Raw genomic sequence first — 14,277 nt, 5'->3', positions numbered from 1 at the left:
AGATATGGGAGAGGGACTTTGAAATTCTGGCTCCCCTTCTCCCAGATTTGGGAGAAGGGGTTGGGGGATGAGGGCAAATCCTTTTGATCACAGAATAACTACAGATTTTAAGATAGACGTGGTTTAGCACACCAAAAAGATTAAATCAGAACACCGTAAACGGTGTCACGAGCTTTCAACCCAAGCACCTGAAGTACGAAATACGCAACTGCGTTGCTTTTTCTCAGGGGTTTTCAGCATTTTGCTTATAAAAATTATTTATTTTTCAAAATGGATAGTAGCCTAATTTCTCAAGCCATTCAAAGATTGAGCCAGATGTCTCGGCTCAATGTTCAGACCAGTTGGCGATATTGTTCCTCAGATACTCCCAACGCTAGTATCAGTCTGAATAGAAATTTTTTGAGATGGCCGATCGCAGAACTCAATGCCAAAGAACACATTACTATACCCGCAGGCGGTCAGGTGTTGTGGCTTGCTCAACAATTTGTCATTCCTGAAGATTTTCATGGCTATCCTTTGACGGATTTAGCATTACGACTGGTGCTGACTTGGTGGGCAAAAGATGTCAAAATTTTTGTGAATGACTCTTTAGTGCAGGAAGGAGATTTGTTTGATCCCTCAACCAGGGTTTTGCTTAGTCCATCTGTAAAACCAGGGGAGGAGATTTTCGTTGTATTGCGGATGGTTAGTCCAGATAATGATGCAGGGGCGTTGGTGCGATCGCAGCTTGTGTATGAGTCTACCAGTGATCAGCAGCTTGAACCTAGTTTTGTCGCTGATGAGTTAGCCATATTGCAGCGCTATGTCGAAACCGAAGCACCAGAAAAATTGGACATCATAACAGCAGCTATTGCTGAGATTGATTGGACAGCACTGCCAGATAGTCAAGCCTTCTGGCTTTCCCTGGCAAACCTACGCCAAAACCTCACTGCTTCAATTCATGAATTGCCACAACAACGCCGCATATGTTTACTAGGTCATTCTCACCTCGATTTGGCTTGGTTGTGGCCGATAAGTGAAACTTGGGAAGTTGCAGTGCGGACTTTTGAATCGGTTCTTTTGTTACAACAAGAGTTTCCCAACCTGATTTACTGCCACTCCAGCCCAGCTTTGTACGCCTGGATTGAACAACATCGCCCTGACTTGTTTGCTGCTATTCAAGAACAGGTTGCTCTTGGGCGATGGGAAATTGCAGCCGGGATGTGGGTTGAGCCTGATCTTAACCTGATTAATGGCGAATCGATTGTGCGACAGATTCTTTACGGTCAGCGTTATGTGCAGGAAAAGTTTGGGCAGTTAAGTACAGTTGTCTGGTTGCCAGATAGTTTTGGCTTTTGTGCGACTCTGCCCCAAATTCTCAAACTTGGAGGGATTGAATACTTTGTCACCCAAAAACTGAGTTGGAATGATACCACAAAGTTTCCTCACGGAGTATTCTTTTGGCGATCGCCTGATGGCACTCAGATACTCAGCCTCATGTCTGCCCCGATTGGGGAAAGTATCGACCCGATCAAAATGACTAACTACGCCCTTGACTGGGAAAAGCAGACTGGGTTAAAAGATGCCCTCTGGCTTTTTGGATGTGGCGATCACGGTGGCGGTCCCACCCATGATATGTTAGAGGTAGCTTCCCGATGGCAAAAGTCTCCTTTCTTCCCACGTCTGGAATTTACCACAGCCAGTGCATATTTGCAACAAATTAGCACTCAGCAGTTTCCTGTCTGGGATGATGAACTGTATTTTGAGTTCCATCGTGGTTGCTACACCACTCATGCTCTGCAAAAGCGTTGGAATCGGCATTGTGAAGGGTTGTTATACCAGGCAGAACTGTTTGCTTCTTTGGCAACTTTGAGTGGTGGGGTAGCTTATCCCAAAGCTGAATTGTCAGACGCTTGGAAGAAGGTGTTGTTTAACCAATTCCACGACATTCTACCAGGAGCGTCAATCCCCGAAGTTTATGTAGATGCAAACCAAGCTTGGCAGGAAGTAGATCGAGTTTGTTCCGAGATATTAGATAATTCACTTAGAGCGATCGCATCCCAAATTGCCTTTCCCCCACCGCCACAGCCCGACGCCTTGCCAATTATCGTTTTTAACCCTCTGAATTGGCAGCGAACAGAAGTCGTTACTGTCCCCTTACCAACTCCTCCTTTAGAAAGTAGTGGTAAGAAAAGTCCGTACTGGGAAATTTATGACTTGGAAGGACACCAGCTAACATCTCAACTATCCGAGGAAGCGGTACTTCTATTTCTAGCGATTGATATTCCATCAGTCGGCTATCGGCTCTTTTGGCTATGTGCTCAACAGGATGCACCTGAAACAGAAAAATCTCAAGATAATATTAGTAGATCATTACTTGAGCCTAACTCAGATAATGAAAACATTTTTACTAGAAAAGATTTTGTTTTAGAAAATGAATTTTTGCGGGTAATTGTTGATTCTAAAAGTGGCGATTGTTGCAGTATCTTCGACAAAATTAATCATCGGGAAATTGTCAATCAAGAAGGGTGTAATCAGTTGCAAGGATTCGAGGATAGCGGTCATGTATACTGGGATGCTTGGAATATTGACCCTAACTATGCTAAACACCCTTTATCCCCAACCCATCTGAAATCTATCCATTTGGTAGAACAAGGACCAGTGCAACACCGTCTGCGGGTAGTACGACAGTTGGGGAAATCTGAGTTTTGCCAAGATTACATACTCTCAGTTGGATCGCCGATTCTCAAAATTGCTACTACCGTGGACTGGCAAGAGCGCCACGCACTAGTAAAAGCGGCTTTCCCGCTAACTCTAGAAGCGGATTACGTCACTTATGAGATTCCCTGCGGTGCTATTGAGCGTCCAACCCGACCTACAGAACCTAGAGAGCAGGCAAAATGGGAAGTTCCTGCTATGCGATGGGCTGATCTGACTCAGCAAATGGGGGATGGGGTTTCGGAACTTCCTAGCAATTCCCAATCTCCGATACCCGATGCTCTATACGGTGTGAGTTTGCTGAATGATTGCAAATACGGTTACGATAGTGAATCGAATCAATTGCGCATAACTCTACTACGTAGTCCAAACTGGCCTGATCCTAAAGCTGATCTAGGATATCATCAATTTACTTACGCCGTCTATCCTCACCCAGGCAGTTGGCAGGCAGCCCACACGGTACGACGCGGCTACGAACTAAATCTACCACTCCAAGTGATGATGTACCGGGGTTTAGAGGCTAATCGAATAGAGGCTTTACCGCCAGTTGGTCGATTCTTAGATTTATCAGCCCAGAATCTAGTCTTAATGGCGTTCAAGCAGTCTGAGGATGATCCTCAGCAGTGGATTTTACGGTGTTATGAATGCCACGGAGAGGTAGCCGAGTTGTCGTTGCAGAGTGACTTAAGGTTAGTAGTCTCCCATCCTGCCGATATATTAGAGCGACTCACTCAGCCCTCTGAGCAATTGATCGAGGAAAAGATATTTAGCGTTTCCCCTTGGAAGATCCTCACTTTATACATCAATGGAGCCGACTTTAAATAATAATAATAGTCATGAATTGAGGCTTTATTGATGAAACAAATGACTTGGATGGCTCCCTCAACCGTGATCGGTCGGCTTTAGACTGGAGTCAATGATCAACTCCAGCCCTAATGGGGATTTTAGGTAGTATTAAGAAAAGCCTACTTTTTCAGCAGGTTGATGCTTGGCACTGGGAGCATTTTTTTCTTTAGCAGCCACATACCGCCCAGAATAACCACACTCAAACCACCCACATTGGAAGGTTCAGGCACACGCTGAACATCAAATTTGTTCAACAATCTGTCATTAGCTAGATCAATATTCGGATCGTCACTGCTTACCTTCAACAAGGGGTTTAATCAATTGTCTGGTTAATTGAGATGGTAAGTGGATTTACGGCGTGCTATAGTAGTTACTTACCTTTACACTTCTTTACAATCAGCCCAGGGGGAAAAATTTTAAGTCTTGTTTATTTGTAACGACATAAAATGAAATCTTGAAATGCCTCCCTAGAGGATTGCAGCTTTTATCGCAATAGGCTTTATTAAAAAGTTACTTAAATAATCTTCACGAGTCTAAACCAGATAGGTAGGCTCTGTTTTTCGCCGCTAATACAGTCCTATTCATTTTCACCACAAAAAAATCTGTCTTTCAAGAGGAAATTTATTATGTTATCAGGTTTTTCGCGTGTTTTCAACGATAGTTCCAAAAACGTTAGACGCAAAGTTATCAATATTTATGCATTCCTGATTAGCGTGAATATTTTGGTTTGGGTAGTTGCACTCATTACATTCCACAGCTACCCCCTTCTGCTTGGCACTGCCGTATTAGCTTATACCTTTGGTCTACGTCATGCTGTGGATGCCGATCATATTGCGGCGATTGACAATGTTACCCGCAAATTGATGCAGGATAACAAACGACCTGTTAGTGTTGGGTTCTTTTTCTCACTGGGTCATTCCACCATTGTAGTTTTAGCCTCTGTTGCGATCGCTTTGACCGCCTCGACCATCCAAAAGGACTTTCCTAATTTTCAAAAGGTTGGTGGGTTAATTGGTACTAGTGTTTCTGCACTTTTCCTACTGGCAATTGCAGCGATTAATATGGTGGTTCTCTGGGATGTCTATAAAACTTTCCAAAGCGTAAAGCGGGGAGGAACCTACGATGATCAGTCCTTAGATGAATTTTTGAACCAACGTGGGCTATTGGGTCGCTTCTTCCGTCCCTTGTTTCGGCTGATAGATAGTAGCTGGAAAATGTACCCTTTGGGGTTTCTTTTCGGTTTAGGCTTCGACACCGCGACTGAGGTAGGACTGCTTGGGATCTCTGCAAGTCAGGCGGCTAAAGGTCTGCCGATTTGGTCGATCTTATTGTTCCCAGCTTTGTTCACAGCAGGTATGTCCCTAGTTGACACTACTGACGGCATTTTAATGCTTGGTGCTTATGGCTGGGCTTACGTAAAACCAATTCGCAAGCTCTACTACAACATGACCATCACCTTTATTTCTGTACTGGTCGCTGTAATCATCGGAGGGATTGAAGCTCTGAGTATCATTGGTGATCAGTTAGAACTGAAAGGTTCCTTTTGGGATTTTATTAGTAACCTAAGTGATAATTTCGGCACAATTGGCTACTTGATTATTGGCATCTTTGTATTAAGTTGGTTACTCTCGACTTTCATCTACAAAGTCAAGAAGTATGATGAGTTGGAGGTTACTACCACTACAACCTCTAAGCAGACGAGGGATAAGTGAATGGGCAGAAATCTGGAATTTTAAAAATCAAAGTAGATGTAGGGTAAACTGCCTTCAGGAGCTAATAACCAAACAGCGTAGAAACATAGGGGGACGAAGACAAGCTTAAGCGGCCAGTTAAGCTCTAACTTCAGCATTCGGTTGAAAGCATAGATTACAGCCATAAGGACAGCTAAAGCTAGAAGTACCCAAGTGAGTTGGTATTGGCTGAGATTTAAGGCTTCTACATAGACCTTTTCAGCAAACTGGGTGTCAGCAGGATAACCCCAAAGATGCCGAATTACCAAAGAAGAGTCTTGGAGATTAGGTAGGCGGAACCAAATCCAAGAGGTAAAAACCATCAGTTGCGTCAATAACCAAGCGACAAAGATACCCAGAGGATTTTGCCAGAATTGTGCTAGATTTTCAAAGCGATCGCTCATCGCAACTGTAAGTCGATGAACTACCAAGGCTAACCCGTGGAATATGCCCCAAACTACATAACCTAAAGCAGCACCGTGCCAAATACCGGCGATTAACATGATAAAAAATAAATTCCAGCAGGTACGGACTAAACCCTGACGGGAACCACCCAAAGGAAAGTAGACATAGTTACGTAGCCAATCTCCGAGAGTTATGTGCCAGCGCCGCCAAAATTGGGCAATATTGGTGCTGAAATAGGGAAAATCGAAATTCTCAGGTAGAACCAAGCCGAAAAGCAAAGCACTACCACGGGCGATGTCTACGTAACCGTTGAAATCTAGATATAACTGTAAGCCGTAGGCGAATGTAGCTAACCACAAATCGGTACTACCCGCCCGTTGCAGATTACCAAAACATAAATCGACAAAAATTCCCAGGTGATCTGCAAAAATACCTTTTTTGACTGCGCCCCTAGCAATCAACCACAGCGCCTCAGCTACTCTATCGCTACTGGGGAAGTCTAGTGTATTGAATTGATTTGCTAAGTTGTGGTAGCGCGTAATCGGGCCGGAAATCATTTTTGCAAAAAATAATTTGTATGTCGCAAATTTGAGAAACTTCTCAGTAGCAGGGGCACCACGATAGACATCTATTAAGTAGGCAATGCATTCAAAGGTGAAAAATGAAATTCCTAAAGGTGCAATCAATTTAAAAGGGCTATCTGGTGAGTTTGTTTCCAGATGAAAAACAAACTTGAATAAAGGGGTAAAATACTTAAAACATAATAACAATAAAACATTTAGAGTTATACCCAGCCACAAAAGTTTTAGACGACGACGATTCCAGTCACCTTGGGCAAATTGCCATTCTTCGTTAGAAATTTGCCAGTCAAGAGAATGTTTTCCCGGTGATGTGTTTTTCCCAATCTCCAGCCCCACACGGAAATTAATAAACGTCAATGCTAATAGTAATGGTATGTACTGGATCTGCAAAGATGCGTAGAAAATCAAACTGGCAATTAGCAGAGTCCATAATCGCAATTTCTGTTGTGCTAAAGACCAGTAAATTCCTAACACACTCAACAAGAACAGCCCATAGAAAATTGATATAAAGTTCATATTTTAGTCATTAGTCATTTGTTATTGGGCACTTGTACTGACTTGTACTGAGCGGCGTGGAAGTAGCGTTCGCGTAGCGTCTCGTAGAGAAGTATTGGGCATTGGTTATTCTGCTCCCTTGTCCCCCTTGTCTCCCTTGTCTTCCCTCATCTCCCACTCCCCACTCCCTACTTCACCGGCCAAGGAATCATCGGATCATTAGCCAGCTTTTTCGAGACTTCGTATGCTCCAAAGCGGTTGAGATGACTGGGGTCAGAAAAGTAGTCATTTGCTTTTATCCACTGTTGGCTCAAATCACGATAAATAAAGTTGGGATTAGTAGCCAAATGCAACATATATTGCTGAAATTCTTGCTCATATTGTCTCCGCACTGGATCTAAATAATCTCCTGTCAGAGGCATATTCACAAACACTAAGGAAATTTTCTGAGACTGGGCAAACTGAAGCACTTCTTGACAGGCAGCATCTTGCTCTCCTTCTATTTGGAAAGATTTATAGTCGTTGTCGTAATTTCCGGGAACTCTAGAATGTATTTGATAGTATCTAGCGGGATTGAAGCGAATAGATAAAGGTAGAAAGCCATCAAAGTCAACTGCTTGCTGGGAAATACTCTCATCTGAAGTACCGTCTGTTAGCTGTTTTTCTGATGCAACTGTCTGATTATGACCAAGGATGAGCAGTGGTTTTTGCAGTAAACTTTTAATTTGGTCGCGGTTTTGATAGCTAGCAGAAAGAGATGCTAGAGCCTGATTTAATGAGTGATTGATAGCTTCATAGGTACTAATCTCTGGTTTTTCTTCCTTTGCCTTTTGTTCTCCCGAATTTACGGTATTTTCGGGTAAATCATTGCTATTTGCAGTAGTTATTGGTGTTTTTTGAAATGCTTCTTTATAACCAACTGATGCAGTGATCGATTTAAAGGTAATATCCTCGCGTCCACCGTTGAAAGCACGCGCACCATCTGCCCAGATAATTATTTTAGGTAGTTCTGATGGTTCGAGTACGTGGCGAATCAGAAAGTCTACAACTTGTGCGGTTGCACCGTTGATCCCAAAGTTAAACACGTCAAGATTTGGATAGCCCTGAGTCACTAAAGCTTTAGAAAGTGCTGCTGGATCTACTCCTCTGAGCGCGCGGGAGGAGCCAATAATCAACACATCTGGCGGACTACCAGTTCTCGCTAAACGCTGTTTATACAGTGCTAGTTGCTCGTCTAACTGCCTGACATTGAAACTTGGTATTTGCGATCGCGCTGCTAAAAGAATAGCGGTAGAGGTTGCTTTTTCTTTCAGTGGTGCGGCTGCCAAATTCTTGATCGGGGTATTATCACTTTGGGTAAATTCCGAAGCATTAAATACAGAACTCTGATTTGGAGGAGATTTTGGCTTGGAAGTGCTGGTAACAAATGTCGTTTGATCACTCGGATTTTTTCCAGATGTCAAAGATGCCTTTTGCCCAGAGGATGATGGGGGTAAGATATTCGTGGGCGTAGTGCGGGCAATGATTTGACCTAATGCCCAATCAGTTTGGAGGGTGAGCAATAATCCCAGCGTTCCCCAAACCAGAACCACTTTAAGTCCTTGAGTATCAGGGTTTGCCTCAGATGACTGGTAGCTTTCGGTAAATAGTTGGCTTGCCAACAGGAATTTTTTCGCTGTTGCACTCGCTGTTGCTATCCAACCTCGCGCTACTTCTGTCACAAAAGTTTGAACTTCTTCTGTCGTTAAGTCGGGGCGCAAAATTGGTTCGTTAGTTTCAGAGGTTACTAGATCGTTAACGTATTTAGAAGTGGCAGCAAATTCTGGGGTGGCTTCTGGGACTAAACGTTGGCGATGCTCAAGATCAAGGCCATAGTGCCAAAAAGGTTCTTTATTCCCAGCACGGCGACCGTAGACACGTACCCCCATAATACCGGGAATTTTTAACTGGCGGATAAACTGCGTAATTTTACTGGCGACTTGTTCACGCCCTGGACAAACAGGCGCATCACACATGATATGCAATAAATCATTTTTGTTCAGCAGAAGTACGCGAATTCCCCCTGTCAATAGCCGCCAATCCAAATCTGGATTGAGTAAACGCTCCAATAAAAATATCAGCGCTGGTTCGTCGCCAGTATTCGCCAAATCTAGCGGTGATATGGCAAAGGCGGGATGCTTTGTCGCGGGTAAAGCCAGCCAATCAATCCAAGTTGGTTGGTTGTCGCCTGCTTTTTGTCCGTATAGGGTGGCGGCGAGAATGCCTTGAGGTGCGATCGCTTCTAGCTGGGGTAAAATTGCCTCTAAGCACACTACTTTGTCTGGGATTGGGGCTATTCCCAAGGGATCAAAAGCTGGAGTACAAAAGATATGTAGGGTTGATTCCTTTAGATCAGCTTGGACAGCAACTTTTAACTCTGATAATACCTCAGTTAATAATCGCGCGATCGCTTGGACATCCCCCCAGCGCGCCCACTCCTTAAGCATTACCTCTGGTGGCGTCAAATCCACCCGCAGCAGCCAATCAGGGGCAGTTTCGCCGCTTACCTGGGAAACAATTACTGCATCTTTGTAGCCGGAAAGCTTCAGATAACGCAACTTCTGCGCGACTGGTTCAGCAAGCAACGATGCATCAGGGCTATAGATCGACTGGCAAAATATCCACAGGCGATTTTCTTCTGGCTGAGAGTTCTTTGGCTTATATAGCTTAATCTTTACCTGTACCGATACACCTAACACACTCAGGGTTTCGCTAAGATACCGAGCGATCGCTTCTGGGTTCCCCTGGCGTGCCAAACTTTCGTTAGAAACAATTAGCGCCCCACCCGATTGTTTTGATTTTCCCGAGTCTGCTAGCAAGGCTTGCTCCACCTGCTCCAGATGCTTATCTATTTGATTCAAGTGAACCCGATGACACCATTTAGGGCGCTGTTCCCCTTTTCTTCGGCCATAGACAAATACTTGATATATTGAGGGTTCTTCCTTGCTTGTGAGGATATCTACATCTGTTTGCTGTAGTGCTTGCAGCAAGTCAGACAAAGTACGCCAACGCTGCGGACATTCTGTACCTTCACAAAGAATATGAAGGTCATTTCCCCGCAACCGGACTTTCACTCCGAAGGTGTTGATCCCTGTTGCTTGACTTACCCATTGCAGTAAGGATTGCTGGCGATCTGGTAATACTGTTTTCATCGGAAGTTAATTTTACAGGAAGCGATTGTTGGGGGATAGTGCCTGCACTTGTAAACTAGAACCATAGGTCTATCACACTCTGACGGTTTTTTTTTAACAATTTTGTTACCTTCATAGCTCACAAAATCGGACAATATAGTCTTGTACAGGTTGCAAGTCGGACTAATGTTGAGTTTTGCGTTTATTTTACTAATAGGGAGTCAAAAATCAGAAGTTAGGAGTTAGGAGTTAGAAGTTAGAAGTTAAGAGCCAGAATAATTGTATATGACTACGCTGATGACTTTTCGTTTAAAGCCGGACTTGCGTTCTACTCCCTTAACGTCCCTGATGGGCTAAACAAACAACAAGCTTATCCCATTTAAACTCGATTTCTTTATCCTTGGAGTCATCCTAACCCCTAATTCCTAACTCCTGTACAGACGCGATTAATCGCGTCTCTCCTGTACAGACGCGATTAATCGCGTCTCTACTCAATAATTCCCATAACCAAAAATTAGCAATGCCTCCTACCAAACAACAGCCCTCACCTAATCCCGCATTCCATCTGGATTTATTTACCATTCCCCAGTCCTTGCTTTTACAAATAGGTACAGCGTCTATATTACTGCTGCTTCTTACCGGAAAAACGACAGTAAGAGCGCTAGAAGCCATAGGGGAAGCCAGTGAAGAATTATTGCGAGGCGATCGCCTACCTAACCTTGACTTCCCAGATGAACACGAAACTAATCCAGATGAGAATATATACACCAAATAATTATTTGCTCAGGAACAACCCGGTGAGCATTAAGTGCAAAGCGTAGAACCGTAAACAGTAATTAGCTTTACAAGAATAGAGAATATGGGTTCCCTTTTATACTCTTCGTCTCAAACTGCGGATATATACCCGGTGTCGGAATTATTTTTGCGTCATCGTCTCCAGGTAGTGGAAGAATTGTGGGAGTCAGTTCTCCGGCAAGAATGCGGTCAAAATATGGTAGACTTGTTGGGGCAGTTGCGCGATTTATGTTCACCAGAAGGACAAGCGACAAATGACCAAGCATCCTCAGCCGTAAAATTGATTGAGCAATTAAATATCAATGAAGCAATTCGCGCGGCTCGGGCTTTCGCTCTGTATTTTCAGTTGATTAATATCATTGAGCAGGAATACGAACAACGGCAGCAATTGAGTCGCTATGAGGCAGAAATAGAGTCAACACCGCAAACACCATCAAATGTCAACTATTCCTCTAATCAAAGAGAAGATGACGCGCCTGTTAGCAAGGGAATAGCAGCAGATTTCCTGAGAAAGAGTTATCTAGAAAAAGAATTAGTCAAACCAAAAGGTACTTTCGCTGCGTTATTTCCCTATTTATTCAAACTGAATGTACCACCTCAGCAAATTCAACGTCTAATTGCTCATCTGGATGTGCGCTTAGTTTTCACAGCGCACCCGACGGAAATTGTGCGTCATACCATCCGAGATAAGCAGCGACAGGTAGTACAACTTTTGCAAAAACTGGATGCCCTGGAAAACCACTCTGGTAGCACACCAGGAGCATATCCTTGGGAAGCCGCAGATGTCCGCGAACAATTGCTCGAAGAAATTCGCCTGTGGTGGCGTACAGACGAACTTCACCAGTTCAAACCCACGGTACTAGATGAAGTAGATTATGCCCTGCACTACTTCCAAGAAGTTTTATTTGATGGCATTCCTCAACTTTATAAACGTTTCAAACACACCCTATCCAATACCTTTCCTTGGCTAGAACCACCGAGTAAAAACTTTTGCTCTTTCGGCTCTTGGGTAGGCTCAGACAGGGATGGGAATCCATCAGTTACACCGGAAATTACCTGGCAGACAGCTTGCTATCAGCGCAAAATGGTGCTAGGGAGATATATTCAGTCAGTAAAAAATCTGATTGAATTGTTAAGTGTGTCGATGCATTGGAGTGATGTTTTACCAGATTTGCTGGAATCTCTAGAATTAGATCAGTCGCAGTTAAGCGAAGTCTATGACGCATTGGCGCTGCGTTATCGACAAGAACCCTATCGGCTGAAACTGGCTTATGTGTTGAAACGGCTGGAAAATACCCGCGATCGCAATCTAGCTTTGTATAATCGGGAAACGCCAACAAATCAAGACAGGCCTCTGTATCTTTCGGGAGCTGATTTTTTAGCAGAACTGCGGATGATTGAGCGCAACTTGACAGAAACAGGTTTAAGCTGTCGAGAATTAGAAAATCTCATCTGTCAGGTAGAAATTTTTGGTTTTAATTTGACACAGCTAGATATTCGCCAAGAATCATCCCGCCATGCTGATGCGCTCAATGAAATTCTGGAATACCTGCAAATATTATCTCAACCTTACAATGAACTCTCTGAGGAGCAAAGAGTTGCTTGGCTCACCGGAGAACTGCAAACCCGCCGGCCATTAATTCCAGCAGAATTGCCATTTTCCGAAAAAACCAACGATGTAATTGAGACTTTTCGCGTCGTGCGATCGCTCCAACAAGAATTTGGTCTCAACATCTGCCAAACTTACATTATCAGCATGTGCCGCGACGTCAGCGACGTGCTGGAAGTACTGCTGTTAGCCAAAGAAGCCAGACTTTTTGATCCCGCCATTGCTGTCGGAACTATTCAAGTTGTCCCCCTATTTGAAACAGTAGAAGATTTACAACGCTCCAGAAGCGTCATGCAGAAATTATTTGAACTCCCGTTATACCGCGCTTTGTTAGCTGGCGGCTACGAACAGACAAAAGCACAGGATACCGATGAAAATTCATCCTCCCTTGTTCCCCCTGCTTCCGCCTCTCCCCTCCCGCCGAACTTGCAAGAAGTCATGCTGGGGTATTCTGACAGCAACAAAGACTCTGGTTTTTTAAGTAGCAACTGGGAAATTCATAAAGCCCAAAAATCACTGCAACAAATAGCAGAAAACTATGATCTAAACTTGCGGATTTTCCACGGACGCGGCGGTTCTGTGGGACGCGGTGGCGGTCCAGCTTACGAAGCGATTTTAGCCCAACCGGGTCATAGTATCAATGGGCGAATCAAAATTACCGAACAAGGAGAAGTTTTAGCTTCCAAATACTCCTTGTTGGACTTGGCATTATACCACATGGAAACCATCACTACTGCGGTGATTCAAGCTAGCTTGCTGCGAACAGGGTTTGATGATATTGAACCCTGGAATGAGATTATGGAAGAATTAGCAGCGCGATCGCGTCAACATTATCGTGCTTTAATCTACGAACAGCCTGATTTTGTTGACTTCTTCCATGAAGTAACTCCAATTGAAGAAATCAGCCAGTTGCAAATTAGTTCCCGTCCCGCACGGCGTCCATCTGGTAAGAAAGATTTAAGTAGTCTGCGAGCTATTCCGTGGGTATTTAGCTGGACACAAACTCGCTTTTTGCTGCCTTCCTGGTATGGGGTTGGCACAGCTCTCCAAGAATTTTTGAACGAAGAACCAGAGGAACACTTGAAATTGCTGCGCTACTTTTACGTTAAGTGGCCTTTTTTCAAGATGGTGATTTCTAAAGCCGAGATGACTTTGGCAAAAGTAGATATGCAAATGGCACATCACTATGTCCAAGAATTGTCAAAACCAGAAGATCAACTTCGTTTTGCCAAGGTTTTTGACCAAATTGCCAGCGAATTCTATCTTACAAGGGATTTGGTGTTAAAAATCACCGATCACAATCAACTGTTAGATGGTGATCCTGTATTGCAACGATCTGTACAGTTACGCAATGGCACAATTGTACCTTTGGGATTTATCCAAGTTTCACTACTCAAGCGCCTACGGCAGTCCCAAAATACTACTGCTACTTCTGGAGTTATCCACTCTCGTTACAGCAAAGGCGAGTTACTGCGAGGGGCATTGTTAACTATTAATGGTATTGCAGCTGGGATGAGAAATACGGGTTGATTGGGAATTGGGCATGGGAATAAGGGAAAAATGACTAATGACTAATGACAAAAAATAGAATTTTAGTTTGCACTTTTTTGGCGCTGTCATCAGGTTTTTTTGGTGCTTACACCAGTGGGCAAATCACTATAATGCTGCATAGCCAAAAGTGCCAAAATCAACCTTGGGGTTTAAAAGAGATGTGCAACGCTTGGATGACACCAGGCGCAATGTGGCAAGGTAGCACAACAGGACTATGGACAGGCACTATCTTAGGGGCGTTTGTTGGTGGTTTGGTGACGCGACAAGCTCGTGATTAGCCTTGTCTGAATGGAATTCGCGGTTACACCAAAATAACTGCGGCGGGGTAGCCCCTAAATTCTATTTATGGGGGCTAGCCGCAGGCGAATTTATTCGCCGTCCAAATTCTTCTATTAATT

General features: G+C 43.9%; 8 protein-coding genes. 5 read left to right on the top strand and 3 right to left on the bottom strand.

Features of this window, described 5'->3' with window-relative positions; genetic code table 11:
• Window positions 1-270: 270 nt before the first annotated feature.
• The gene (locus ACYTXL_RS24045) at window positions 271-3,522 is read left to right on the top strand and encodes an alpha-mannosidase (protein WP_461926928.1); all 3,252 of its coding nucleotides are present in this window, start codon (window positions 271-273) and stop codon (window positions 3,520-3,522) included.
• Window positions 3,523-3,662: 140 nt separating this feature from the next.
• On the opposite strand, the gene ACYTXL_RS24040 is transcribed toward ACYTXL_RS24045, so the two are convergent.
• Window positions 3,663-3,851: a PEP-CTERM sorting domain-containing protein gene (locus tag ACYTXL_RS24040; protein WP_461926927.1), complete on the bottom strand. Its 189-nt coding sequence runs from the start codon at window positions 3,849-3,851 to the stop codon at window positions 3,663-3,665.
• A 318-nt stretch (window positions 3,852-4,169) separates the two neighbouring features.
• Between ACYTXL_RS24040 and ACYTXL_RS24035 the strand changes: the two genes are divergently transcribed.
• On the top strand, window positions 4,170-5,255 hold the full coding sequence (locus ACYTXL_RS24035; RefSeq protein WP_461926926.1) for a HoxN/HupN/NixA family nickel/cobalt transporter: 1,086 nt from the start codon (window positions 4,170-4,172) through the stop codon (window positions 5,253-5,255).
• A 20-nt stretch (window positions 5,256-5,275) separates the two neighbouring features.
• Here the strand turns inward: ACYTXL_RS24035 and ACYTXL_RS24030 are convergent, their stop codons facing one another.
• Both ACYTXL_RS24030 and ACYTXL_RS24025 read right to left on the bottom strand, forming a co-directional pair.
• Window positions 5,276-6,775 carry an MBOAT family O-acyltransferase gene (locus ACYTXL_RS24030; protein ID WP_461926925.1) on the bottom strand — a complete coding sequence of 500 codons (1,500 nt, stop codon included), beginning with the start codon at window positions 6,773-6,775 and terminating at the stop codon, window positions 5,276-5,278.
• Between the two features lie 167 nt (window positions 6,776-6,942).
• On the bottom strand, window positions 6,943-9,945 hold the full coding sequence (locus ACYTXL_RS24025) for a DUF1574 domain-containing protein (protein ID WP_461926924.1): 3,003 nt from the start codon (window positions 9,943-9,945) through the stop codon (window positions 6,943-6,945).
• Window positions 9,946-10,444: 499 nt separating this feature from the next.
• Between ACYTXL_RS24025 and ACYTXL_RS24020 the strand changes: the two genes are divergently transcribed.
• The 3 genes from ACYTXL_RS24020 to ACYTXL_RS24010 all read left to right on the top strand — a co-directional run bounded on the left by ACYTXL_RS24020 (window position 10,445) and on the right by ACYTXL_RS24010 (window position 14,157).
• The gene (locus tag ACYTXL_RS24020) at window positions 10,445-10,699 is read left to right on the top strand and encodes a hypothetical protein (protein WP_461926923.1); all 255 of its coding nucleotides are present in this window, start codon (window positions 10,445-10,447) and stop codon (window positions 10,697-10,699) included.
• An 84-nt stretch (window positions 10,700-10,783) separates the two neighbouring features.
• The gene (ppc, locus tag ACYTXL_RS24015; RefSeq protein WP_461926922.1) at window positions 10,784-13,858 is read left to right on the top strand and encodes a phosphoenolpyruvate carboxylase; all 3,075 of its coding nucleotides are present in this window, start codon (window positions 10,784-10,786) and stop codon (window positions 13,856-13,858) included.
• Between the two features lie 44 nt (window positions 13,859-13,902).
• A complete protein-coding gene (locus ACYTXL_RS24010; protein ID WP_461926921.1) occupies window positions 13,903-14,157 on the top strand; it encodes a hypothetical protein in 255 nt (84 codons plus the stop codon).
• Window positions 14,158-14,277: the final 120 nt, after the last annotated feature.

The sequence above is a fragment of the Nostoc sp. genome, assembly GCF_054880495.1.
The sequence above is the reverse complement of the archived record's forward strand: the minus strand, read 5'-3'. Positions and strand labels throughout refer to the sequence as shown.

What these genes read in the sequence shown, in the direction of transcription:
- ACYTXL_RS24045 (WP_461926928.1), top strand. Translation starts at nt 271, where the DNA reads ATGGATAGTAGCCTAATTTCTCAAGCCATTCAAAGATTGAGCCAGATG.
- ACYTXL_RS24035 (WP_461926926.1), top strand. Translation starts at nt 4,170, where the DNA reads ATGTTATCAGGTTTTTCGCGTGTTTTCAACGATAGTTCCAAAAACGTT.
- ACYTXL_RS24030 (WP_461926925.1), bottom strand. Translation starts at nt 6,775, where the DNA reads ATGAACTTTATATCAATTTTCTATGGGCTGTTCTTGTTGAGTGTGTTA.
- ACYTXL_RS24025 (WP_461926924.1), bottom strand. Translation starts at nt 9,945, where the DNA reads ATGAAAACAGTATTACCAGATCGCCAGCAATCCTTACTGCAATGGGTA.
- ACYTXL_RS24020 (WP_461926923.1), top strand. Translation starts at nt 10,445, where the DNA reads ATGCCTCCTACCAAACAACAGCCCTCACCTAATCCCGCATTCCATCTG.
- ppc (WP_461926922.1), top strand. Translation starts at nt 10,784, where the DNA reads ATGGGTTCCCTTTTATACTCTTCGTCTCAAACTGCGGATATATACCCG.
- ACYTXL_RS24010 (WP_461926921.1), top strand. Translation starts at nt 13,903, where the DNA reads ATGACAAAAAATAGAATTTTAGTTTGCACTTTTTTGGCGCTGTCATCA.